The organism is Lichenicoccus roseus (genome assembly GCF_005844085.1).
GTDB lineage: Bacteria > Pseudomonadota > Alphaproteobacteria > Acetobacterales > Acetobacteraceae > Lichenicoccus > Lichenicoccus roseus.
The window spans coordinates 169,056-192,442 of record NZ_VCDI01000001.1 but is presented as its reverse complement, the minus strand read 5'-3'; the positions used below and the strand labels follow the sequence as shown (position 1 = coordinate 192,442).

Annotated in this window: 23 protein-coding genes; 13 read left to right on the top strand and 10 right to left on the bottom strand. The window is 69.6% G+C overall.

The genetic code is table 11. The annotated features are described in order from the left end of the window. Positions 1–3: 3 nt before the first annotated feature. Genes FE263_RS00815 through FE263_RS00795 form a run of 5 tightly spaced genes read right to left on the bottom strand, consistent with a single transcriptional unit; the run spans position 4 to position 2,832 of the window. Positions 4–606 (bottom strand): uracil-DNA glycosylase family protein, encoded by a 603-nt coding sequence (locus FE263_RS00815; RefSeq protein WP_138324064.1) that lies wholly within the window; start codon positions 604–606, stop codon positions 4–6. Continuing rightward, entirely contained in the window at positions 603–1,289 is a 687-nt protein-coding gene (locus tag FE263_RS00810) for an NAD-dependent deacylase (RefSeq protein WP_138324063.1), read from the bottom strand. The genes FE263_RS00815 and FE263_RS00810 overlap by 4 nt, the downstream gene beginning before the upstream one ends. A gap of 22 nt (positions 1,290–1,311) precedes the next feature. After that, a complete protein-coding gene (locus FE263_RS00805; RefSeq protein ID WP_171033869.1) occupies positions 1,312–1,752 on the bottom strand; it encodes a copper chaperone PCu(A)C in 441 nt (146 codons plus the stop codon). A 7-nt stretch (positions 1,753–1,759) separates the two neighbouring features. After that, the gene (gene thpR, locus FE263_RS00800) at positions 1,760–2,293 is read right to left on the bottom strand and encodes an RNA 2',3'-cyclic phosphodiesterase (RefSeq protein WP_138324061.1); all 534 of its coding nucleotides are present in this window, start codon (positions 2,291–2,293) and stop codon (positions 1,760–1,762) included. Continuing rightward, positions 2,290–2,832, bottom strand: coding sequence for an arylesterase (locus FE263_RS00795; protein ID WP_276611166.1), 543 nt, complete (start codon positions 2,830–2,832; stop codon positions 2,290–2,292). Before FE263_RS00795 ends, thpR begins: the two co-directional genes overlap by 4 nt. A 110-nt stretch (positions 2,833–2,942) precedes the next feature. Between FE263_RS00795 and FE263_RS00790 the strand changes: the two genes are divergently transcribed. The 3 genes from FE263_RS00790 to FE263_RS00780 all read left to right on the top strand — a co-directional run bounded on the left by FE263_RS00790 (position 2,943) and on the right by FE263_RS00780 (position 7,217). Continuing rightward, complete coding sequence (locus FE263_RS00790; RefSeq protein WP_240758922.1) at positions 2,943–3,692, top strand: ABC transporter ATP-binding protein; 750 nt, start codon at positions 2,943–2,945, stop codon at positions 3,690–3,692. Continuing rightward, positions 3,693–6,275, top strand: a complete 2,583-nt coding sequence (locus FE263_RS00785) for an ABC transporter permease (RefSeq protein ID WP_138324059.1) — start codon at positions 3,693–3,695, stop codon at positions 6,273–6,275. 162 nt (positions 6,276–6,437) lie between these two features. Then, a complete protein-coding gene (locus tag FE263_RS00780) occupies positions 6,438–7,217 on the top strand; it encodes a Bax inhibitor-1/YccA family protein (protein WP_138324058.1) in 780 nt (259 codons plus the stop codon). A 78-nt stretch (positions 7,218–7,295) separates the two neighbouring features. On the opposite strand, the gene FE263_RS00775 is transcribed toward FE263_RS00780, so the two are convergent. Beyond that, positions 7,296–8,510, bottom strand: coding sequence for an oxalate decarboxylase family bicupin (locus tag FE263_RS00775; protein ID WP_138324057.1), 1,215 nt, complete (start codon positions 8,508–8,510; stop codon positions 7,296–7,298). Between the two features lie 76 nt (positions 8,511–8,586). Beyond that, positions 8,587–9,357, bottom strand: coding sequence for a glucosamine-6-phosphate deaminase (gene nagB, locus FE263_RS00770; RefSeq protein WP_138324056.1), 771 nt, complete (start codon positions 9,355–9,357; stop codon positions 8,587–8,589). Positions 9,358–9,491: 134 nt separating this feature from the next. On the opposite strand from nagB, the gene FE263_RS00765 reads away from it, so the two are divergent. Further along, positions 9,492–11,510 carry an alpha/beta hydrolase family protein gene (locus tag FE263_RS00765; RefSeq protein WP_138324055.1) on the top strand — a complete coding sequence of 673 codons (2,019 nt, stop codon included), beginning with the start codon at positions 9,492–9,494 and terminating at the stop codon, positions 11,508–11,510. Here the strand turns inward: FE263_RS00765 and FE263_RS00760 are convergent. After that, positions 11,504–11,836 carry a hypothetical protein gene (locus tag FE263_RS00760; RefSeq protein WP_138324054.1) on the bottom strand — a complete coding sequence of 111 codons (333 nt, stop codon included), beginning with the start codon at positions 11,834–11,836 and terminating at the stop codon, positions 11,504–11,506. The two genes, FE263_RS00765 and FE263_RS00760, sit on opposite strands and share 7 nt — an antisense overlap. A 73-nt stretch (positions 11,837–11,909) precedes the next feature. On the opposite strand from FE263_RS00760, the gene FE263_RS00755 reads away from it, so the two are divergent. The 3 genes from FE263_RS00755 (at position 11,910) to FE263_RS00745 (ending at position 16,171) form a co-directional block, all read left to right on the top strand. After that, positions 11,910–12,752 carry a PhzF family phenazine biosynthesis protein gene (locus FE263_RS00755; RefSeq protein ID WP_138324053.1) on the top strand — a complete coding sequence of 281 codons (843 nt, stop codon included), beginning with the start codon at positions 11,910–11,912 and terminating at the stop codon, positions 12,750–12,752. A gap of 63 nt (positions 12,753–12,815) precedes the next feature. Next, positions 12,816–14,153, top strand: coding sequence for an alpha/beta hydrolase (locus FE263_RS00750; RefSeq protein ID WP_138324052.1), 1,338 nt, complete (start codon positions 12,816–12,818; stop codon positions 14,151–14,153). 53 nt (positions 14,154–14,206) lie between these two features. Continuing rightward, the gene (locus FE263_RS00745) at positions 14,207–16,171 is read left to right on the top strand and encodes a S9 family peptidase (RefSeq protein WP_138324051.1); all 1,965 of its coding nucleotides are present in this window, start codon (positions 14,207–14,209) and stop codon (positions 16,169–16,171) included. Here FE263_RS00745 and FE263_RS00740 read toward each other — a convergent pair. Further along, on the bottom strand, positions 16,155–16,469 hold the full coding sequence (locus FE263_RS00740; protein WP_138324050.1) for a hypothetical protein: 315 nt from the start codon (positions 16,467–16,469) through the stop codon (positions 16,155–16,157). The two genes, FE263_RS00745 and FE263_RS00740, sit on opposite strands and share 17 nt — an antisense overlap. A gap of 476 nt (positions 16,470–16,945) precedes the next feature. Here FE263_RS00740 and FE263_RS00735 point away from each other — a divergent pair, with 476 nt between their 5' ends. Then, a complete protein-coding gene (locus FE263_RS00735) occupies positions 16,946–18,664 on the top strand; it encodes a thiamine pyrophosphate-binding protein (RefSeq protein WP_138324049.1) in 1,719 nt (572 codons plus the stop codon). Positions 18,665–18,905: 241 nt separating this feature from the next. Here FE263_RS00735 and FE263_RS00730 read toward each other — a convergent pair whose 3' ends face one another. Then, a complete protein-coding gene (locus tag FE263_RS00730) occupies positions 18,906–19,397 on the bottom strand; it encodes a VOC family protein (protein WP_138324048.1) in 492 nt (163 codons plus the stop codon). A 125-nt stretch (positions 19,398–19,522) separates the two neighbouring features. On the opposite strand from FE263_RS00730, the gene FE263_RS00725 reads away from it, so the two are divergent. The 5 genes from FE263_RS00725 to cyoA all read left to right on the top strand — a co-directional run bounded on the left by FE263_RS00725 (position 19,523) and on the right by cyoA (position 23,386). Beyond that, a complete protein-coding gene (locus FE263_RS00725) occupies positions 19,523–19,909 on the top strand; it encodes a response regulator (protein ID WP_138324047.1) in 387 nt (128 codons plus the stop codon). Positions 19,910–19,970: 61 nt separating this feature from the next. Continuing rightward, a complete protein-coding gene (gene hslV, locus FE263_RS00720) occupies positions 19,971–20,567 on the top strand; it encodes an ATP-dependent protease subunit HslV (RefSeq protein WP_138324046.1) in 597 nt (198 codons plus the stop codon). Then, on the top strand, positions 20,567–21,883 hold the full coding sequence (hslU, locus tag FE263_RS00715; RefSeq protein WP_138324045.1) for an ATP-dependent protease ATPase subunit HslU: 1,317 nt from the start codon (positions 20,567–20,569) through the stop codon (positions 21,881–21,883). Before hslV ends, hslU begins: the two co-directional genes overlap by 1 nt. A gap of 10 nt (positions 21,884–21,893) precedes the next feature. Next, positions 21,894–22,358 (top strand): SufE family protein, encoded by a 465-nt coding sequence (locus FE263_RS00710; RefSeq protein WP_138324044.1) that lies wholly within the window; start codon positions 21,894–21,896, stop codon positions 22,356–22,358. A gap of 149 nt (positions 22,359–22,507) precedes the next feature. Next, positions 22,508–23,386 carry a ubiquinol oxidase subunit II gene (cyoA, locus tag FE263_RS00705; protein WP_138324043.1) on the top strand — a complete coding sequence of 293 codons (879 nt, stop codon included), beginning with the start codon at positions 22,508–22,510 and terminating at the stop codon, positions 23,384–23,386. Position 23,387: the final 1 nt, after the last annotated feature.

Genomic DNA, 23,387 nt, shown 5'->3' with positions numbered 1-23,387 from the left:
CGTTTACGGCGGCGGCCCTGCCATGTCCAGGGCGCAACGCACCTCTGCCTGCAGCGCGGGCAACACGATCTCCCGAAACCAGGGGTTGCGGCTTTCCCACACCCCGGTGCGCCAGGACGGATGCGGCAGCGGGAAGTAGCGCGGCAGATAGTCGCGGAACCGCTCGACCCGCGCGGTCATCGCACCGGGTCCGAGCACGTGGTTCTGCGCATAGGTGCCGATCAGCAGGGTGAGCCGGATCCCAGGCATCAGCCCGAGCACGCGGTCGCGCCAGAGTGGCGCACATTCCGGACGCGGCGGGCGGTCGCCGCCCTGCGGCAGCCGGCCCGGGTAGCACAGGCCCATCGGCAGGATGGCGACCCGGCTGGTGTCGTAGAACACCTCCTTGCCGATGCCGAGCCAGCCGCGCAGCCGCTCGCCGGACTGGTCCCAGAACGAGATGCCCTTCTCGTGCACCTTGGTGCCGGGCGCCTGGCTGGCGATCAGCAGCCTGGCGGTCGCCGACACATGCAGGATCGGGCGTGGCCCGAGCGGCAGGTGCGCCTCGCAATGCCGGCAGGCGCGCACCTCGGCCACCAGGCGGTCGAGTGCGTCGGGATCGCTCAAGGATGCAGCAGCTCGTCCACAAGATGCGGGACGGTGTTGGTGGCAAAACCCTCGATGGAGCGCTCGAACCGGCTTGCGGGATCGGGCGCCAGGTCGAGCTCGATGGTCTGCGCACGCCTTGCGGCATCGACGAAACCGGCGGCCGGATACACGGTGCCCGAGGTGCCGATCGAGACGAACAGGTCGCACACCGCCAGCGCCGCCTCGATCGCCTCCATGTGCAGCGGCATCTCGCCGAACCACACCACGTCCGGCCGCAGCGCGTGCTGCCCGCAGGCCGGGCAGGGCACGTCGGTTCCGGTATCGCCGTCCCACCGGGGATTGTTGCCGCAGGCGGTGCAGCGCACACGACGCAGTTCGCCATGCATGTGCAGGAGTTTCGTGCTCCCCGCCCGCTCGTGCAGGTCGTCGATGTTCTGCGTAAGGACCAGCAGGTCGCCGCCAAATTCCCGCTCCAGCCGCGCCAGCGCCACATGCGCCGCGTTGGGGTGCACCGACGCGAGCTGCGCTCGCCGGGCGTTGTAGAACCCATGTACCCGCGCCGCATCACGGGCGAAGGCCGCCGGTGTCGCGACATCCTCGATCCGCACCCGCGACCACAGCCCGTCCGGATCGCGGAACGTATGCAGCCCACTTTCCTGGCTGATCCCGGCCCCGGTCAGGATGACGATGCGGCGGAACATCTGTGTCCTAGCCTGCGGCATCTCAGGGTTCGTCGGTCTGCGTCTCCTTGATGCCGATGGAGAAGACGATGATGCGCTGGCCGCCGTGCTCGAAGCTCACGGTGCAGGGCACCAGGGCGCCGCGCACCATCGGCTGGGTCGCCTGGGTGAGCGAGAACTGCGCCTGCACCGGCTGATACTGGCCGCCGGTGGCTGCCGGGATGTCGAGGCCGTTGTACTGCCCGTTCGGATATTGCCGCATGCTTCCGTTGAGCAGCGCGACGTGGCCGCTGCCCGGGCAGGCCGCATTGATCAGCCGGTCGGGCAGCGTGCCCTGGTTGGTGATGGTGGTGGAGAGCTGCGCCGCATGGTCCTGGTCGTCGGGGTCGCCCTGCGAGGGCCCGATCTGGATCGGCCCCGAGACCTGGGTCATCGCATGCCCCGGCTCGGAAGCGCCGAGCAGCAGCACGGCCGCTGCAGGCACGAGGTGTCTAGCCAAGCTCATAATCGACCTCCGGGTGATAGACCGCCTGTTCCTTGCCGCGCAGCGACGAGAACAGGGTGAAATGCGTGATGGCAACGCTTTCCGAGCGCAGCAGGTTGTGCGCCTGGATCCAGGTCGCCAGTGCCGGCTCGGCCACGGTGTCGACCCGCGCCAGCGTCACGTGCGGCTTGAACCGCTTGCGCTCCGGCGGCAAGCCGATGCGGACCAGCGCCGTCTCGATCTTGCCCTGCAGGCGTTCCAGCGGCTCGCTGGCCTCGATGCCGGCCCAGAGCGAACAGGTCTTTCCGGACCGGGTGAACAGGCCGGTGCCGCACAGCGCCAGCTTGAAGCCTCGCCCGCGTATGGCGGAGAGCGCGTGGTCGATCTCCTCGGCCATCACCCGGTCCGCCTCGCCGATGAAACGCAGGGTCAGGTGCAGGTTGGCGGGCGGGGTCCAGCGTGCTCCTGCAAGGCTGCCGGCAAGTCGCGTCAGGCGCTCGCGCATCGGATCGGGCAGGTCGAGGGCGACGAAAAGCCTCACTTCCGGCGTGCCTCGGCAATCAGCGCGCGCACCTGCGGCATCAGCCTCGCGACGATGATACGCACTCCGGCGGCGTCGGGGTGGATGTGGTCGGCCTGTTCGAGATCCTCGTGGGTGGCGACCCCCTGCAGGAAGAAGGGGTCGTACAGCAGCCCGGGGCGGTGCGACAGATGCTCGAACACCGCGGCGAAGGCGTGCCCGTACTCGGCGCCCATGTTGGGCGGCGCCACCATGCCGGACAGCAGAACAGGGATGTGGCGAGCCTGCAGGTGGTCGAGGATGGCTGCGATGTTGTGCTCCATCTGCGCCGGCGGCTGGCCGCGCAGTCCGTCGTTGCCGCCGAGTTCGACGATGGCTGCATCGGGATTGTCGCCGAGCGCCCAGTCGAGCCGGGCCAGCGCCCCGGTCGAGGTGTCGCCCGAGACGCCGGCATCCAGCACCTGCGCATCCAGGCCGGCCTTGTCGATCGCCTGCTGCAGAATGGTGGTAAAGCCCTGCTCGTGCGGCAGCCCGTAGCCGGCGGTGAGGCTGTCGCCCAGGGCAAGGATCCTGACCGCGGCCGCGTGCGCCGGGGCCGCGAGCCAGAGAGGGACGCAAACCAGGATGGGCGCGCGCGTTGTCGTCCACCATGCAGCCAGGCGGAGAGAGAGTGGACGGACCGGCAGCGCTGCCTCCTGAGTATTCCGGCGCGCACGCCATGCTGCAGGCGCGCGACCTCTGGCTGACGGTGCCCGCGCGTCCGGGGGCGGTCAACACGCAGCATGGTCAGGCCGAGGGCTCGCTGCATATCGTGCGCGGCGCCTCGCTCGACCTGCAGGCCGGTGTCTCGCTCGGCATCGTGGGGCCGTCCGGGTCCGGCAAGACCAGCCTGCTGATGCTGCTCGCCGGGCTGGAACGGCCGTCGCGCGGCAGCGTGCGCATCGACGGCACCGACCTCGCCGGCCTGACCGAGGACCAGCGCGCGCAGTTCCGCGGCCGCAGCATCGGCATCGTGTTCCAGTCCTTCCACCTGATCCCGAGCATGACCGCGCTGGAGAACGTCGCCATCCCGCTGGAGCTGACCGGCCGCGCCGATGCGTCCAGGCGGGCCGCCGAGGCGCTGGAGCAGGTCGGGTTGTCGCACCGGCTCGACCATCGCCCGGGCCAGCTGTCCGGCGGCGAGCAGCAGCGGGTGGCGCTGGCGCGTGCGTTCGCCCCCGGGCCGCGCCTGCTGCTGGCCGACGAGCCGACCGGCAACCTGGACCTCGAGACCGGTGGCCGGGTCGCCGACCTGATGTTCGCCCTGCAGCGCGAGCGCGGCACCACGCTGGTGCTGATCACCCACGATCCGGCGCTGGCGGCACGCTGCAACCGGGTGCTGGCGGTGAGCGACGGGCACTTGTCGGAACCGGTCCGCTAGGTGTCGCGCCATATCCCGGGCCGCCGCCCTGGCTGGAGCCCGCCCTCGTGGCGCCTGCCCCTGTCGATTGCGCTGCGCGACATGCGCGGCACGCTGTCCGGCATGCGCATCGTGCTCGCCTGCCTCGCCCTCGGGGTGGCGGCGATCGGCACGGTCGGCGGCCTGCGCGCCGCGATCCAGGGCGGGGTGGCGTCGCAACGGCGCGCCATCCTCGGTGGCGATCTCAGCGTGGAGAGCCCGGATCCGCTGCCAGCCGATCTCGCGCCGTTCCTGCGCGCGCAGGGCCTGCGCATCGCGGAAAAGACCAGGTTGCGCTCCATGCTGTATGGCCCGCACGGGCAGCGCATGCTGGTCGAGGTCTCGGCGGTGGATGCCGCCTATCCGCTGGTCGGCGCGGTCACCGTCGATCCGGCCCGGACGCTCTCCTCGGCGCTGGCGCAGGGGGTCCTCGTCGAACCCCTGATCGAGGACCGGCTCGGGGTGCATCCCGGCGACACGCTGCGGATCGGCACCCTGGCGCTGCCATTGGCCGGTGCGCTGGCGCATGTGCCGGACGGCGCCAGCAGCACCTCGCTCGCCCCCGAAGTGATGCTCTCGCAGGCCCGCCTCGAGCAGTCCGGGCTGCTGGCGCCGGGTGCGCTGGTGACCTACCGGTTGCGGATCGCGCTGCCCGACGACCGCATGCAGGGTCGCGCCCGCCGCGTGCAGGACCTGGCGCGGACGATCTCGCAGCGCTACCCGGAGCAGCCGCTGCGCCTGCGCGACGTGCAGGATGCCGCCCCGGCGCTGACGCAGGTGGTGGCGCAGGTCTCGCAGTTCATGACCCTGATCGGGCTGGCGTCCCTGCTGCTCGGCGGCCTCGGGGTCGCCTCCGGCGTCTCGGCCTGGTTGCAGGCGCGCACCGAGACGCTGGCGGTGCTGCGCTGCCTCGGCGCCTCGTCGGGCACCATCGCCCGCATCGTCTCGCTGCAACTCGGGCTGCTGTGCGGCGCCGGAGTGCTGGCCGGCGTGCTGGCCGGGATCGTCGTGCCGGCGGTGGCGATCCACGAGCTTGCAGGGCTGCTGCCGGTGTCGCCGGATGCCGGCTTCCATCCGGCCCCGCTGCTGCTGGCGGCGGCGTTCGGCCTGCTGGTCGCCACGCTGTTCACGCTGCCGCCGCTGCTGCGCGCCGTGCGGGTCTCGCCGGTCGCCCTGTTCCGCGATGATCCGTGGGAGCGGCGGATCGGCGGCTGGAGGTTGCCGGCGGTGCTGGCCGCGCTGGTCGCCGTGCTGGTGCTGCTGGCCACCCTGACCTCGCCGTCGCCCTGGCTGGCGCTCGGCTTCTGCGGTGCCGCGGCCTGCATCCTGCTGCTGTTCCGTGGTGCCGGCCTGCTGCTGCGCCTCGGCGCCGGCGCCGTAAGCCGCACCGGCCTCGCGCGCACCGGTCTGGGTTCGGCGTGGCTCGCACTCGGGCTGCGCGCCCTGCATCGGCCTGGCTCGCCAGCCTCGGCGATGCTGCTGGCGCTCGGCGCCGGCCTCTCCACCCTGGCCGGGATCGCGCTGATCGAGGGCAACATACGCGCCGCCGTGCTCGGGCAGCTGCCGGTGGACGCGCCGTCCTTCTATTTCATCGACATCCAGCCGGACGAGGCGGCGCGGTTCGACGCCGTGCTGCATGCCCTGCCGCAGGCCGGCCAGGTCCGCCAGCTGCCGAGCCTGCGGGCGCGCGTCGTCGCGGTGAACGGGGTGCCGGTCGGGCAGGTGCGGGCTTCGCCGCAGACGCGCTGGGCCCTGCGCGGCGACCACGGGCTGAGCCTGTCGGCCGCGCCGCCGCCCGGCACCCATATCGCCCAGGGCGCGTGGTGGCCGGCGGGCTACGCAGGACCGCCGCTGCTGTCGTTCGACGCCGACCTTGCGCGCGGCTGGGGCGTGCGCGTCGGCTCGACGATCACGCTGAACGTGCTGGGCCGCAACGTCGATCTGCGCGTGGCCAGCCTGCGCGACATCGCCTGGCGCTCGCTGCAGCTCAACTTCGCCTTCATCGCATCGCCCGGCCTGCTGTCGGGCGCCCCGCACACCCTGGTGGCAACCGTGGGCTCCAGCGGGCGTCCGGCCGACGATGCCGCCATCCTGCAGGCGGTGACCGACGCGCTGCCCAACGTCACCGGCATACGCGTCGCCGACGTGCTGGGCGAGATCGGCTCCCTGGTGCACCGGATGGCGCTCGCGTTGCAGGCGATGGGGGTGCTTGCGCTGCTGTCGGGCGCGCTGGTGCTGGCGGCGACGCTGGCATCCGGGCAGGCGGCGCGTCGTCGCGAGGCGGCGATCCTGCGCAGCCTGGGCGCGACCGGCAGGCAGCTGCGCGCGGCCTGGCTGGTGGAGTTCGGCGTCATGGGCGCGGTCGCCGGCGTGGCCGCGTCCGGCGTCGGCGCGGCGCTGAGCTGGCTGGTGCTGCATTTCGTGCTGCAGGCGCCGTGGCGCTTGTTGCCGGGGACCCTGGCTGCGACCATCGCTGGCGCCATCCTGCTCATGCTGCTTGCCGGCCTGCTCGCCACCCGTCAGGCGCTGCGGGCGAGTCCCGCGGAGCTGCTGCGCCAGGGGTGACAGCCGGAGCCGGGATGGGCTGCAGCCGGGGATGGATGCGACTTAATGCGAAATAAAGCGGCCGGTGAGACCGGCCGGTCCGGTTCCGCTTGACCTGCCAACCGGTACCACCAAGATATCCGCTGCGGTCCGGATAGACCGAACCAGAGGAACCGATCTCACATGGCCTTCAATCCCGATTTCCGAAGCACCTCCCGCGCCATGGGCGTGGGTGCCCAGGCCGGGGTCATCGATGCCGGCCTGCGCGCCTACATGCTGCGCGTCTACAACTGGATGACCTCCGGTCTCCTGCTGACCGGCATCGTTTCGTACGGGGTGGCGCATTCCTCGCTGGCCAGCCTGTTCTGGAACCAGGTCGAGCTTGCCGACGGCCGCATCGTGCCGCACCCGACCGGGCTTGGCATGCTGTCGATCTTCGCGCCGCTGGCCTTCGTGCTGGTGCTGAGCTTCGGCGTGAACCGGCTGTCACGCCAGGCTGTGCAGACCCTGTTCTGGCTGTTCTGTGCGGCGATGGGCGTCAGCCTGACCAGCGTGTTCTTCATCTATACCGAGACGTCGGTGGTCCGGGTGTTCTTCATCACCGCCGCCACCTTCGGCGCCATGAGCCTGTGGGGCTACACCACCAAGACCGACCTCACCAAGTTCGGCTCGTTCCTGATGATGGGCGTGGTCGGGCTGCTGATCGCCATGGTGGTCAACATGTTCATGCACAGCACCGGCCTGCAGATGTTGGTCAGCGTGCTCGGCGTGTTCATATTCACCGGCCTGACTGCCTACGACACCCAGCGGATCAAGCTGAGCTACGCGCAGTTCGCCGCCTACGAGGGCGTCGAGGGTGCCGCCAAGCGCAGCGTGTATGATGCGCTGAACCTCTACCTGAATTTCATCAACCTCTTCCAGTTCCTGCTGTCGCTGACCGGCACGCGCAGCTCGAACAACTGATCGATCTGCAGGACAAAAGGCGAGGGCGGCTCCCGCGGGAGCCGCCCTTTTCGTTCGTGGGCCCAGCCGCCCCGTATTTCAGACCACCGGGCGCTTGGACTTGTCCAGGGCTGCGGTGAACTGGTCGCCGAGCTGCAGATGACCCTGCACGAGCGCCGGCGGCGTCAGCGCCAGCCACTGGTTGAGCGAGATGTCCTGGAAGGTCGGGCTGCGGAACATCTCCAGGAACTTCAGCGTCTGGTTGCCGGTGTTCTCGATGTAGTGGCCCATCGCGAACGGCACGTAGCCGACATCGCCGGCTCGGAAGTCGAAGGTGCGCGCGTTGCCGCCCGAGGCGAACACGCCCATGCGGCCCTCGCCGGACAGGTAGTACTGCCACTCGGCGGCGTTCGGGTGCCAATGCAGCTCCCGCATGCCGCCTGGCTCGATCTCGACCAGCGCCGCCGAGATTGTCTTCGATGCCTTGAAGTTGGTGCTGTCCACGATGCGCACCTGGCCGTGCGGCAGCTTCTGCGGCGCCTGCTGCAACATCCGGTAGCTGAAGCTCTCCGGCACCGCGCCGTTGCCGGAGATACGGTCGGCGCTCAGCGGGCCAGGTACCGGCAGCGGGAAGATGTAGCGCTGCTCCTCCGGCGGCGTGTGTCCGAACATCGAGGCCGGCACGCCGAAGTTCTTGCCCAGCACCTCCGGCGGGATGTGCGTGAACCAGTCGTTGAGCAGGAAGGTGCTTTCCTCGTTGAAGCTGCCGTCGTCGAACACCAGCAGGAACTCGCAGCCATCGCTGCCAAGGCCCTGGATCGAGTGCGGTACGCCGGACGGGAAGTACCAGAGGTCGCCCTCGTGCACGTCGTCGACGAAGTTGCGGCCGTTCTGGTCGACGGCGGTGATGCGTGCGCTGCCGTACAGCATGTACGACCACTCGCCTTCCTTGTGCCAGTGCAGCTCGCGTGTGCCGCCCGGCTTCAGGCGCATGTTGACGCCGGCGATGGTGGTCGAGATGCCGAGCTCGCGCTGCGTGACCTGCCTGGTCCAGCCGCCGTCGGTCTGTCGCATGTGGCTGTCGGCAAACGAGAAGCGGAGGTTCGGCAGCGTGCCCTGGTCGGTCGGCGGCGGGTTCAGGATATCGGGATTCTCGGCATCCCGGATCGTATCGCGCGGACCCGGATCGGACGCGCCGCGACCGAGATGGGCCGGCTGCAGCGCACCTTGCGCGCGCGCGACGGCCGCGGCGGCGAGACCCCCGGCGGCGGCGGCGCTGGTGGAAAGGATACTCCGGCGGGAGAACGGGTTCATGCATGGCCTCGCGTGACGTGATCGCTGTCGCGACCGCATCGCAACGGGGCGGGCGAGACGTCGTTGCAGCGCGCGGTCATGGCTCCTGGCTGCCCGCGGCCATGGCATCGTAGTACTCGCGCTCGGCCAGGTTGCCCGCCGCGTCCTCGTCGGCGACGACGAGGCAGTCGGGATGGAAGTGCAGGGCGGTCGCGCCGATCATGGCGGTGACCGGCCCCTCGACCGCGCGGGCCAGGATGCCGGCCTTGGCGCGCCCGGTCACCACCAGCAGGATGCGTCGCGCCTCCAGGACGGTCGCGATCCCCATGGTGATCGCCCGCTTCGGCACCGCATCCTCGTCGCCATCGAACAGTGCGGCGTTCTGCCTGCGTGTCGCAGGTGCGAGCGTCACCTCGCGCGTGCGCGAGGCGAACGACGACAGCGGCTCGTTGAAACCGATATGGCCGTTCTCCCCGATCCCGAGCAACTGCAGGTCGATGCCGCCGGCGTCGCGGATCAGCGCCTCGTACGCTGCGCCGCCGGAGCCGGGACCGCTGCCGTGCGGGACGTGCGTGCGCGCGAGATCGATGTCGTTCCGGTCGAACAGCAGGCGGTCCATGGTGCTGCGATAGGAGCGCGGATCGTCCGGCGCGATGGCGAGATATTCGTCGAGATTGAAGCTCGTGGCTGCGGAAAAACCGACAGCTCCGGCCTCATGGAGGTCGACCAGCGCATCGTAGACGCTCTCCATGGTGCGGCCGGTGGCCAGCCCGAGAACGCTAGCCGGCTTGGTGTTGAGCTGGGATGCGATCAACGAAGCGGCGGTGGCGCAGGCGGTATTACGGTCGGGCCGGATGACGATCTGCATGGCAGCTTGCTCCATCTCGATCGGGTAGCTGAATGGTAAACCATTGTTTATGAACGCGAACCAACGAGTGGCGCGGTTGACAGGGTCGCCCTTAGCCTACAGGCAGGCGCCTTACTGCCTTGGAATACCAATCGATGAGCCTCGATACACGCTCATGCCTGCCCGGTGCGATGCTGCGAACCACCGCCGCGCTGCTGCTCTCCGCCACACTCCCAACGCTCGCCGCACCGCCCGCCAATTCGCCGCTCCACCAGTTCGGCGAGATCGCCCTCTCCCCTGACGGCAGTCTGGTTGCTTCGCTCGAAGCGGACCTGCCGGAGAACGAGAGCCAGGATGTCGCGACCTCGGTGCTGATACGCGCCGTGCATGGCGACCACGCTCCGGTCAGGCTGCGTCTGCCCTGCTCGGGTCCCGACTGCATACCGTCCAGCCTCGCCTGGATGCCGGACAGCCGGCGCCTCGCGTTCGTCCTGCAGCCGTCGCCGACCGGGCCGCGCGCCGTCTATGGCGTGCGTGCGGACGGCGGCGGCCTGGTGCGGCTGCTGTCGTTCAAGGGCACCCTGCAGGATCTGCGCTACGGGCCTGACGGTGCGCTCGCCGTGCTTGCCACCGCCAACGCGCACAAGGAGCCGGGCGCGACCCAGGCCGCAGCGAAGCTGGTCGGCGAGATCGGCGCGCAGCAGGACGAGCAGCGCATCGCCACCATCGCCGGCGGCGCGGTGCACTGGCAATCGCCGGCCGGGCTCTATGTCTACCAGTACGACTGGCGGCCGCACGGGACGCGTCCGCCGGAGTTCGTCGGCACCGCGTCGCCCGGCAACGGTGACGACAACTGGTGGACCGCCCGGCTCTACGACTTCTCCGATGGCACGGAACGCCTGCTCTACGCGCCGCCGCAGCGCCAGCAGCTCGCCGATCCGGTGGTGTCCGCCGATGGCAGCCGGGTCGCCTTCATCGGCGGCATCATGAGCGATTTCGGCTCGACCGGTGGCGACGCCTTCGTGCTGCCGCTCGACCATCCGGCGCAACCCGCGAACCTTACCCAGGGCGCCACCGCCACCATCACCTCGCTGTCCTGGTCATGCGGGCCGGATCTGGTCGGGGGCAGCCTGGCCGGGCCGGCAACGCAGGTGCTTGCCCTGAAACCTGGCGTCGTGCCCGCCGTGTTGTGGTCCGGCCAGGCCGACCTGTCTCCGACGTTGTACGGCTCCGGCCTGTCCTGCGGCGGCGGCATCTCGGCCACGATCCGGCAGACCTTTACAGCGCCGCCGGAAGTTCAGGTCGGGCCGATCGGGCATTGGCGCACGCTCACGCACGAGAATGCCGGCCGCTCCGCCGCCGCCCGCGTGCAGAGCATCGTCTGGAAGAGCGACCAGTACCAGGTGCAGGGCTGGCTGCTGTCGCCGCCCGATGCGCCGGACGCGATGAATGGCCGGAAAGATGCCCTGATCGTCAACGTGCATGGCGGCCCGTCGGCGGCCTGGACGCCGTACTACCTGACCCCGCGCGGCGACACCTTGTTCCTGCTGAAGGCCGGCTACCGGGTTTTCCTGCCCAACCCGCGCGGCAGCTTCGGCCAGGGCGAGGCGTTCGCGCAGGCCAACGTGCGCGATTTCGGCCATGGCGACCTGCGCGACATCATGGCCGGCATCGATGCGGTCGAGCGCACTGTGCCCGTCGACGACACCCGGCTCGGCCTGACCGGCTATAGCTATGGCGGCTACATGACGATGTGGACGGTCACCCAGACCGACCGCTTCCGCGCCGCGGTCGCCGGCGCCGGCATCTCGAACTGGCAATCCTACTATGGCGAGAACGGCATCGACCAGTGGATGCTGCCGTTCTTCGGCGCCTCGATCTATGCCGATCCGGCGATCTACGCGAAATCCTCGCCGATGACCTTTATCACGAAGGTACATACGCCGACGCTGGAATATGCCGGCGACGCCGATGTCGAATGCCCGCTGCCGCAGACACAGGAATTCTACCACGCGCTGCACACGCTCGGCGTGCCGACGCAGTTCGTGGTGTATTCCGGCCAGGGCCACGGCATGAAGGATCCGGCCAGCAGCGCCGACGCCAACCGCCGCACCCTGGCCTGGTTCGACCGCTACCTGAAGCCGGCTGCCCCGGCTGCCGACCGCCGTCAGTAGAAGCTGAGCTGCGGGTCGGCTGGTCGATCGGTGGGCTGCGCGATGCGGCTGCCGGTCACCACCAGCCGGCTGTCCGCCGCCGGCGTGCGCGTCACGTACGGCACGTTCAGGCTGCTGGCGAGCAGCTGGTAGTAGCGGTCGCCGGTGAGATCGATCGGACCTTCCGGGTGGCACGTAACGACCGCCGACTGGAACGGCATCGTGCGGTTGGGTAGATCGTAGTAGCGGTGGACGCAGGCGGCGTCGGTTTCCCGCACCGGTCCGGCGCAGCCGGCCAGCGCGATGGCGAAACCCGCCGGGATGATCGTGTCCAGGAAACGGCGCATGCTGTCCTCCGGGAGGCCGGGACTGCCAGATGGGTGTCCTCCTGCATCCGATACAGGGAAGGGGCTATCGCCCATGAAGTTCGTGTTCCGACAGGTCGACGTGTTCACCGAGACGCCACTGCTCGGCAATCCGCTCGCCGTGGTGCACGACGCCGACGCGCTCGACGGCGCGACCATGCAGGCCTTCGCCAACTGGACCAACCTGAGCGAGACCACCTTCCTGCTGCGGCCGACGCAGCTCGCGGCCGACTACCGCGTGCGCATCTTCACGCCGGATCGCGAACTCCCGTTCGCCGGCCACCCGACTCTCGGATCCTGCCATGCCTGGCTGCAGGCCGGCGGCGTGCCTCGCTCCGACCAGGTTGTGCAGGAATGCGGCGCCGGGCTGATCCGGATCCGCCGCGATGCCGGCCGGCTGGCCTTCGCCGCGCCGCCCCTGCTGCGCACCGGCGACGTGGAGGCGGGCCTGCTCGATCGCATCGCCAACGCCCTCGGCCTGGCGCGCAACGCGATCCGGCAGGCGCAATGGATCGATAACGGCCCCGGCTGGATCGGTCTCATGCTGGCGACCCGCGCAGAACTGCTCGCGGTGCGGCCGGATTTCAGCCTGCTCGCCGGGCTGGATATCGGCCTGGTCGCCCCCTGGGACCCCGAGGTCGACGGCGACGAGGCCGCCTTCGAGGTGCGCGGCTTCGATCGCACCGAGGACCCGGTCACCGGCAGCCTCAATGCCGGGCTGGCGCAGTGGCTGATCGGCGCCGGCCTGGCGCCGCCGCGCTACGTCGCCCGGCAGGGCACCGTGCTCGGTCGCCGCGGCGTGGTGCATGTCGAGCGTCGCGATGCCGCCATCTGGATCGGCGGCGCGGTCGCGACCTGCATCGAGGGGCACGTCGATCTGCCTGCCGCACCGGTTTGACCGCGTAATGCGGCGCCGATAGCGTCCGTCTTGGTCGGGATCCCGACCGGGAGACGCCAGAACATGAAACGTGCCTTTGCCTACGCCGCCCTCGGCGGCGCCCTGTGCTGCGCCGCGATTTCCTCCGAGGGGCGTGCCGCCGACGCTGCCTGCGCCACCGATAACGCGGCCGTGCCACCCGGCGCCAACACCAGTTCGGCCTCGGCGCCGTTCTACATCGACACCAGGGGCCTCGACCTCAAGACCCAGGCGCCGACGCGCGATCCAGCCAACCCGGACTACCCGCGCGCCACCGAGCTCGCCGACCGCGCGGTGCCATCAACCGGCGCCCGCGGCAACTTCATCATCGGGCCGACGCATCCTGTGTCCCCGGACACGATGCACCATGACGGCGTGCCCGCCGGGCGCGTGGTGTCGTTCACGATGACCTCGAACGACAGCGTGATCTACCGCCCGGGCATGGTGCGCGACGACGCCAACGGCTGCCGCAACGCCGCCATCTTCAGCGCGCACACAGCGCCTGGCGACCCGTCCGGCATGATCGTCACCAGCAGCCATCCCGGCCAGTGGACGCGCGCGGTGGATGTCTACGTTCCGGCCGGGCACGTGCCCCGCAACGCGCCGTTCATCGTGTTCGGCGACGGCGGGCCGGCCGGGTTCTTCAACGAGCACCAGTTCTTCACCACGCTCGACAACCTGATCCACCAGCACAAGCTGCCGCCGATGGTGGCGATCGGCATCGGCGCCGGCGGCCAGGATGCGCAGGGCAGCGAGCGCGGCCGCGAATACGACGCGGTCAACGGCCTGTATGCCGAGTGGGTCGAGCACGAGGTGCTGCCGCGCGTCGAGCAGACGGCACACGTGAAGCTGACGCACGATCCGGACGGGCGCGCCACCATGGGCATCAGTTCCAGCGGCGTCGCCGCCTTCACGATGGCCTGGTTCCATCCGGAATGGTACCACCGCGTGCTGGCCTACTCGCCGACCATGGTGAACCAGCAATGGCCGCACGACAGCGCGCTGCCGGGCGGGGCGTGGGAATACCACGACGACTGGCCGGGTCCCGCGCATGCCCCGCAGGCGGTCGACGGGCTGCACATCACGGCCGCGACCGGCGGCACCGGCGTGCCGCTCATCGCAAACGCGCCGCGCAAGCCGATCCGCTACTGGTTCGAGACCGGCGACCGCGACCTGTTCTACCCGGCGGCTGCACTGGCCGACGGCATGCACGACTGGGTCCTGGCCAACGAGCACACCGCCAGGGTGCTGGCGGCGGCGGACTACCGCTACCAGTTCGTGTTCGCGCGCAACGCGGCGCACGTCGACAAGCCGACCCTGGCGCAGACGCTGCCGGAGGCGCTGGAGTGGGTCTGGGCGGGCTACTCGTCGACAGGCAGGTAAGGGCAAGGGCGCTGCCCTTGACCCGCTGGGGCCGCAGGCCCCAGACCCCGGTCATGCTTCGCTTGCTTGCTGCCACCTCTCTCCTCGCCCTCGTTCCGTTTGCCGACGCTTCGGCCGACACGCCGCCCCTGCACCTGTTCAGGAGCGTCGCGATCGCGCCGGACGGGCTGCACGTCGCCTCGATCGAGACGCTGGACCTGCCTGCGGAGACGCAGCCGCCCGCCCGCCTGCTGATCCGCGGACTCGACGGCAGCGCCCGGCCGGTGGCGCTGCCGTGCGACGGCCAGCCGGGCTGCGCGCCATCCTCGCTGGCGTGGTCGCACGACGGCAGCACGCTCGCCTTCCTGCTCGACGCGCCGGACGGAGTCGGCACCACCATCGAGACCGTCGCCGCCACCGGTGGCACGCCGCGCCGCATCCTGTCGTTCGACGGGCCGCTCGACAGCCTGCGCTACGGCCCCGGCGACCGGCTCGCCGTGCTGGCCACCGCGAACGCCCACAAGCGCGTCGGCGCCACCCAGGCGGCAGCGCCCCTGCAGGGCGAGGTCGGCGTCACCTTCGACGAGCAGCGCATCGCCACCGTCGAGCACGGCGCGCTGCGATTTGCATCGCCGGCCGATCTCTACGTCTACGAATATGACTGGCGCCCGGATGGCGGCTTCGTCGCCACCGCGGCGCACGGCAACGGCGACAGCAACTGGTGGGTCGCGCGGCTCTACGCCTTCGATCGATCGGGCGCCGCGCGCACGTTGTTCACCCCCGGACCGAGCGAGCAACTGGCCAGTCCGGTGGTCGCCCCGGACGGCGCCAGCGTCGCCTTCATCGGCGGCTGGATGAGCGATTTCGGCTCCACCGGCGGCGACGCGTTCCTGCTGCCGCTCTCCGGCGCCTCGGCGACGCCGCCACGCAACCTCACCCCCGGGCTGCACGCCACCGTCACCTCGCTCGACTGGCACTGCGGCGACGGCCTGACCGCGACCATGCTCTCGGGCGGCGACAGCGCCATCGCCACCCTGGCGCCGGGGATGCCGCCGCGCACGCTGTGGTCCGGCCAGCGCATGCTGTCGGCCGGTGGCTGGAATCTATCGCTGTCCTGCAGCCGGCACGGCTCCGCCGCGGTGTCGCAGAGCTTCGACCGCGCGCCCGCGATCGTGGCCGGCCCGGTCGGCGCCTGGCGGCCGATCACCCACGACAACGATGGTGCCGCCGCCGCCGGCACTGCCCGCTCGATCACCTGGCGCAACGACGGGCTCGACGTGCAGGGCTGGCTGCTGACGCCCGCGCACGCCGGCACCGCCAGGCGGCCGATGATCGTCGACGTGCATGGCGGTCCGGAGGCCGCCGCGACACCGGAATTTCCGTCCATGCGCGGTGCCGTGCGCGCCTGGCTGGAACAGGGCTGGGACGTGTTCGAGCCGAACTATCGCGGCAGCTTCGGCCAGGGCGAGGCGTTCGCCGCCGGCAGCATACGCGACATCGGCGGCGGCGACTGGCGCGACGTGCTGACCGGGGTCGACGCCGCCGAACGCGCGGCACCAATCGACGATCGCCGGCTCGGCATCACCGGGGGCTCGTACGGCGGCTACATGACGATGTGGGCGGTCACCCAGACCCATCGCTTCCGCGCCGGCGTCGCCGATGCGGGCGTGTCGGACTGGCTGTCGATCGAGGGCGAGGCGCCGCAGGCCGGGTCCGACGAGGTCAATTTCGGCGGCTCGGTGTATGACAATCCGGCGCCCTACCTGCGCGCCTCGCCGATCACCCACATGCGCGGCGTGGCGACACCGGTACTGATCGCCGTCGGCGAGCGCGATGTGGAATGTCCGCTGCCGCAGAGCCAGGAGTTCTTCACCGCCATGCGGGCGCTGCACGTCCCGGCGAGCTTCGTCGTCTACCCGGGCGAGGGCCACGCCCTGGTGCACGAGGCCGATCGCGAGGACCTGAAGCGCCGCGGCGTCGCCTGGTTCACCCGCTGGTTCGCCACGGCGTCCGGCCCCGCGATCACTCCAGGCCGATAGGCTCGCGCGTCCTGGCGTCGACTACCTCGAGGGCCTGGTAGGACGTCCGGCCGCTGCTGGCGCGGACCAGCCGCACCGCCGCCGGTGCATTCAGCAGCGACGGGTTGGCGACCAGCATCTCGCGCTGCCCGTTGACCAGGAAGGCAGTCCCGATGGTCATCGACACCCTCGGATCGTCCTCGTCATGCAGGATGCAGGCTCCGTTCTTGGTGCAGAGCAGCCAGCCCGGACCGACCAGCAACTCGGTGCCCGACGGCAACGTCGCGGCGTCGGCGAGCGCATCGGCGATCGGCTCCATGTGCCGGCCCCTGGGCATCCCCCGCGGACGGACGGAAGCGGTTGCCGGCGCTCCCCCGATGCTCGGCAGCGTTGCGAAGCCCGGCGCTCCGTTGGGCGGGGTATCGAGCGATCTTGCGCCGCCGACGACCGACAAAGCGGAGGAGGTCCCGGCAAGGCATGCGAACAGCAGAGCCCAGCGAGCGGATCTTGCCAGCCACATGACGAGGGGTAATCCGGTTGAAGCACTGCCGACAACATGTCGAAGACGAAACTTCCAACCAAGCAACGAGATCGTTACTCACCTCGCTTTGACGAAGTATTACTAGGCTAACACGCATCTATATTTGTTGTAACGGACGAAAACGGTATTTTGTCGGACGGAGACCGTTATTGCGAAATTAGCTGCAGCATGTCGCGACATGGCACTGCTGCCGGAGGGGCTGACGCCGGTGCGTCATGCCGGCATCATGGCGACCTGCAACCGGAGCGCCACCGATGTCCGACCCATCCACCCTCGGCGCCGGGTCCAGCGGTGTCCGGCGCGCCGCCGACCTCGCGCCGCGTCGTGGCGCCGAGCTGCTGCTCGAACTGCTCGAAGGCGAGGGCGTCGAGTATATCTTCGGCAATCCCGGCACCACCGAGCTGCCCCTGATCGACGCCCTGCTGAGCACCACGCAGATCGACTACGTGCTCGCCCTGCAGGAAGCGAGCGTGGTGGCGATGGCCGACGGCTACGCGCAGGCGGCGCGGCGCCCCGGCTTCATCAACCTGCATACCGCCGGAGGGCTGGGGCATGGGCTCGGCAATCTGCTGAACGCCTCGATCTCCGGGACGCCGCTGGTGGTGACCGCTGGCCAGCAGGACAGCCGCCATGCGCTGATGGACCCGCTGCTGTTCGGCGACCTGGTCGGCATTGCGGCCCCCAGCGTGAAGTGGGCGCGCGAGGTCACCCATGTCGACCAGCTGCCGATCCTGGTGCGGCGCGCCTTCCTGGATTGCGCGGCCGCCCCGTCCGGGCCGGTCTTCCTGTCGCTGCCGATGGACATGATGGAGGCGATGACCACCATCGCCGTCCCGGAGCGCTCCACCATCGATACCGCCTCGGTCGCGGGTTCGCTCGACCGGCTCGCCGATCTGCTGGCCTCGATCCCGCCCGGCCGTCTGGCCCTGATTGCCGGCGACGAGGTGAGCGCGCGTGGGGCGACCGGCGAGATGGTGCTGCTGGCGGACGCGCTCGGCGCGCCGGTGTACGGCTCGTCCTGGCCGGCGCACCTGCCGTTTCCGACGGCGCACCCGCTCTGGAGCGGCAACCTGCCGACCCGCGCCAACGAGATCGCCGAGGTGCTGGCGGGTTACGACGCGCTGTTCGCGCTCGGCGGCAAGTCGGTGATCACGATCCTCTACACCGAGGGTTCGGCGGTGCCGGATACCTGCCGGGTGTTCCAGCTCTCGACCGACGTGCGCGATCTCGGCCGCTCCTATCCGACCGAGCTGTCGCTGCAGGGCGATATCCAGGCCTCGCTGCGCGTGCTGGTGCCGATGCTGCGCGACCGGGTGGCGCCACGCCGCGAGGCGCACGACCGCGCCGCCGCCGGCCACGCCACCGCCATGCGCGCGCGTCGCGAGGCGCTGGCGGCGCAGGCCGATCGCGAGGCCGGGCAGGCGGTCACCACGCCGCTGGTCGCCGCCCGCGAGGTGCTGCGCGCCATCGGTCCGAAGATCCCGATCGTCGACGAGGCGATCGCCACCTCCGGCCATCTGCGGTCGCTGCTGTACAGCGAGACGGTGCGCGAGTATGCCTTCCTCCGCGGCGGCGCACTCGGCTGGGGCCTGCCGGCCTCGGTCGGCTACAGCCTCGGCATCGGCCGCGAGCCGGTGGTGTGCCTGGTCGGCGACGGCGCGGCGCTGTATTCGCCGCAGGCGCTGTGGACGGCGGCGCACGAGAAGCTGCCGGTGACGTTCGTGGTCATGAACAACCGCGAATACAACATCCTGAAGAACTACATGAAGGGACAGGCGCACTACCTGTCGCGCGCCTCGAACCGCTTCATCGCCATGGACCTGATCGATCCACCGATCGACTACCTCGCGCTGGCCGCCTCGATGGGAGTACCTGCCCGGCGGGTCGATCGCGCCGCCGACATCGCCCAGGCCGTCGAGGCGGGGATCGCCTCAGGCCTGCCCAACCTGATCGAGGTGCCGATCTCGGTGTGATGCAGGCTCAGACGTCCTCCGGCGAAAGCATCGGAGTGCGGTCGAACAACATCGCGCAGAACGCCCACAGCGTTCCGAAGGAGACAAAGCTCATGAGCATGATGGCAAGTTCAAGCATGGAATGAGGTCCTGGGATACCGTTCCGATAACGGTTCGACAGCCGGGACAATCGCCGTGCGGATCCGGATTAACGTAATGAATAAATCGTAAAATCCCTAGTGTCAGACGTTATAATTTGCGACTACCAGCTTGGCCAAAGCCCCGGGGTGGCAATTTCGAGCAGGCTGCCGTCGGGGTCGCGCACGTAGAGGCTGACGCCCCCGCGCGGCCAGGTAATGCGGCTTTCCACCGGCACCCCGAGCCGGGCAAGATGTGCCTCCCAGGCCTCGATCTCGCCGAGCGGCATTGCCAGGCACAGATGCACCGCGCCGCCGCCGTCATGCGGCGGGATCGCGCCGCCGCCATCGGTCGGGGTCGGCTGCGTCGAGGCGCCGGCCAGGAACAGCAACAGGACGCTCGAACCCGGGATCGCCAGGCCCGCCATGCGTTCGTCACGCAGGAACAGCTCGAAGCCGAACACTTCCTGGTAGAAGTGCTGCGCCCGGTCCAGGTGGGCGACATAGACCGAGGTCTCCAGCAGGTGGCTGATCCTTGGACGCCGGGTGTCGCCCGCTGCCTGCGCCGCGCCCGCCGGACCGCTGCCTGGCCCGCTTCCCTGGTCGATCGTGGACATGCTGTTTCCCCTGCAACCGTCGCTCGGACGAAGCGCTTGGGAAAACAGAGCGTTTCGACGTTATCTATCCGTGATAGAACTGCGCCGGTATTTCGTTGCATCGTCGTGGGCGGGAAGGACACCTGATGTGTGACCTGTTGTTGCTCGACGACGACCCGCTGGTGCGGACAACGCTCGGCGAGGCGCTGCGCGATGCCGGCATCGGCGTGGTCGAGGCGGCGAGCGAGGCGGAGGCGCTGGCAGCGTTGCGCGACGAGCAGGTGAAGCCGCGCGTCCTGGTGACCGACCTCGACCTGCGCACCGGACGCAACGGCTTCGTCGTTGCCGCCATCGCCCAGGCGCTGCTGCCGGACATCGCGGTGGTCTACATCACCGGTCGGGCCGATGTGCTGGAAGACCGAACGCTGCGCCCTGGCGAGAGGATGCTGGCCAAGCCGTTCCGCCCGAGCCAGCTGATCGACCTGCTGCGCGAGCTCGATACCGCGCCGGCTTCCCCTCCGGCGGGCTCCTGAACCGCGACTGGCGTTGCTGCCCGGCTTGCGCCGCGATGCAGACTGATTATCTACCGCCATCATGCAGACATCGCAGTTTACCGGTCCGGCCGCCGGCCACGATCCCATCGGCTGGCACGGAACCACCATCCTGTGCGTCCGGCGCGGCGACCAGGTCACCGTCGCCGGCGACGGCCAGGTCACCCTTGGCCAGACGGTCATCAAGGGCAACGCCCGCAAGGTGCGCCGGATCGGACCGGACGGCGCCATCCTGTCCGGCTTCGCGGGAGCCACCGCGGATGCCTTCACGCTGCTCGAGCGGCTGGAAGCCAAGCTGGAACGCTATCCCAGCCAGCTCGAGCGCGCCTGCGTCGAGCTTGCCAAGGACTGGCGCACCGACCGCTACCTGCGCCGGCTGGAGGCGATGATGGTGGTGGCCGACGCCACCCGCTCCTTCACCCTCACCGGAAACGGCGACGTGCTGGAGCCGGAAGACGGCGTGATCGCGATCGGCTCGGGTGGCAACTACGCGCTTGCCGCCGCACGCGCCTTGATGAGCGTGGACGGGCTTTCGGCGGAGGACGTCGCGCGTCGCGCGATGCGCATCGCCGCCGACATCTGCGTCTACACCAACCACTCGCTGATCGTCGAGAGCCTGGCGGCGGAAGGGACACGCTGATGGAAGTCCCGACCTACTCGCCGCGCGAGATCGTCTCCGAGCTCGACCGGTTCATCGTCGGCCAGACCGATGCCAAGCGCGCGGTGGCGATCGCGCTGCGCAACCGGTGGCGCCGCGCGCAGCTTTCCGAGGACCTCCGCGAGGAGGTGGTGCCGAAGAACATCCTGATGATCGGCCCGACCGGCTGCGGCAAGACCGAGATCGCCCGGCGCCTGGCCAAGCTGGCGCAGGCGCCGTTCCTCAAGGTCGAGGCGACCAAGTTCACCGAGGTGGGCTATGTCGGCCGCGACGTCGAGAGCATCGTGCGCGACCTGGTCGAGGTCAGCATCACCATGCTGCGTGACCTCAAGCGCCGCGACGTGCAGACACGTGCCGAGCTCGCCGCCGAGGACCGGCTGGTCAATGCCCTGGTTGGCGAGACCGCGAGCGCCGACACCAAGGGCAAGTTCCGCCGCATGTTGCGGGACGGCGAGCTGGAGGCCAAGGAGGTCGAGGTCGCGGTCGCCGATCCGCAGGGCGCGCCGCAGGGGATGGACATCCCCGGCATGCCGGGCGGCAGCGTCATCAATCTCGGCGAGATGATGAAGGGCATGTTCAACAAGCAGGCGACCCCGCGCCGGATGACGGTGGAGGCGGCCCGGATCGCCCTGCAGCGCGAGGAGGCCGACCGCCTGCTCGACAACGACAGCCTGACCCGCGAGGCGGTGGCGCACGCCCAGGACCACGGCATCGTGTTCCTCGACGAGATCGACAAGGTCTGTGCGCGCTCGTCCGAGGGCGGCTTCCGGGGTGGCGACGTATCGCGCGAGGGTGTGCAGCGCGACCTGCTGCCGCTGATCGAGGGTACCACGGTCTCGACCAAGTATGGCCCGGTCAAGACCGACCACATCCTGTTCATCGCTTCCGGCGCGTTCCATCTGGCCAAGCCCGCCGACCTGCTGCCCGAGCTGCAGGGCCGCCTGCCGATACGCGTCGAGCTGGCGCCGCTGTCGCGCGACGATCTGCGGCGGATCCTGACCGAGCCCGAGCACTCGCTGCTCAAGCAGTACACCGCGCTGATGAAGACCGAGCGCCTGGCGCTGGACTTCGGCGAGGATGCCATCGATGCGCTGGCCGATCTCGCCGCCGACATCAACGACCGGGTGGAGAATATCGGTGCCCGCCGGCTGGCGACCGTGCTCGAGAGACTGCTCGAGGAGGTGAGCTTCACCGCCAGCGACCGGCCGGGCGACACCGTGCGCATCGATGCCGGGTATGTCCGCGACAAGGTGGCGCCGCTGGCACAGAAGGGCGACCTCAGCCGGTTCATCCTCTAGGATGGCGGCCATGCCGGACGCCGCGACCACCGCCGATCCGTTCGTCGTCCCCGAGGAGGCGACGGCAGCCGAAGCGATAGCCGCCATCGCCGAGGAGCTCGATGTCTTCGACGACTGGATGCAGCGCTACCAGTACATCATCGAACTGGGCCGCAAGCTGCCGCCGTTTCCCGAGCCGTGGACCGACGATAGGCACCGTGTTCCCGGCTGCCAGAGCCGGGTCTGGATGGAAGCGGAGCATGCGGACGGCGTGCTGCGACTGGCCGGCGCTTCGGACGCGGCCATCGTCTCCGGACTGATTGCCCTGCTGCTGCGGGTGTACTCCGGCCGCAGCCCTGCCGAGGTGCTGGCGACCGACCCGGTGTTCCTGAAGGATCTGGGCCTGCTCGAAGCCCTGTCGACCAACCGCGGCAACGGCATCGCGGCAATGGCGCGTGCCGTCCACCAGGCCGCCCGGCAGGCAACTGCTGGCTGACGCTGCTGAATGGCTGTTCATAGAAACGTGTTGCGGCGCAGCATTATGTGCGTTTGCGTCTGGCCTGTGACAGTCGCTGCGCCTATGTTCGCGCCGTTTGGCGGAAGGGCCCCGCACCCGCGATTGGGTCAGGTCGATTGAGGCGCTTGATGAAGAACAGGATTTCCCGATGGCTGCCGGGCGCAGGCGCTTTCGGCGCGGCATTTCTGCTCGGTGGATGCCAGCTCGACGTGCTGGACCCGATGGGCAATATCGGCCAGCAGGAAAAAAGCCTGATCATCCTCTCGACCTGGCTGATGCTGATCGTGGTCGTGCCGGTGATCAGCCTTACCCTGCTGTTCGCCTGGCGCTATCGGGCCACCAACACGCAGGCGACCTATTCGCCGAACTGGGCGCATAGCCGCCCGGTGGAGACGGTGGTGTGGGCGGTGCCGATCGCCATCATCGCGGTGCTTGCGGTCATCACCTGGCAGACCACCCACTCGCTCGATCCGTACAAGCCGCTCACCTCCAGCCGCAAGCCGGTGGTGATCGACGTGGTGGCGCTCGACTGGAAATGGATGTTCATCTACCCGGAGCAGGGCATCGCCACGGTCAACGAGATCGCGTTTCCGATCGGCACCCCGATCGAGTTCCACATCACCTCGGACAGCGTGATGAACTCGTTCTTCATCCCGCGACTGGGCAGCCAGATCTACGCCATGGCCGGCATGGAGACGGGCCTGCACCTGATCGCCGACAAGCCGGGCCGCTATTTCGGCGAGTCGGCGCAGTTCAGTGGCGCCGGCTTCTCGGACATGCATTTCAACGCTATCGCAACGACCGACGCCGGCTTCAAGGGCTGGGTCGATCAGGTACGCCACTCCGGCCGCAACCTGACCAACGCCAACTATTCGGCCGTGGCGGCACCGAGCGAGAAGGTGCCCGCGACCTACTTCGCCCAGGTCCAGCCTGGGATGTTCGACCAGATCATCGCCAAGTATCGAGGCAAGGCGATGCACTTCAATTCCGGCATGAAGGCAGAGTGAG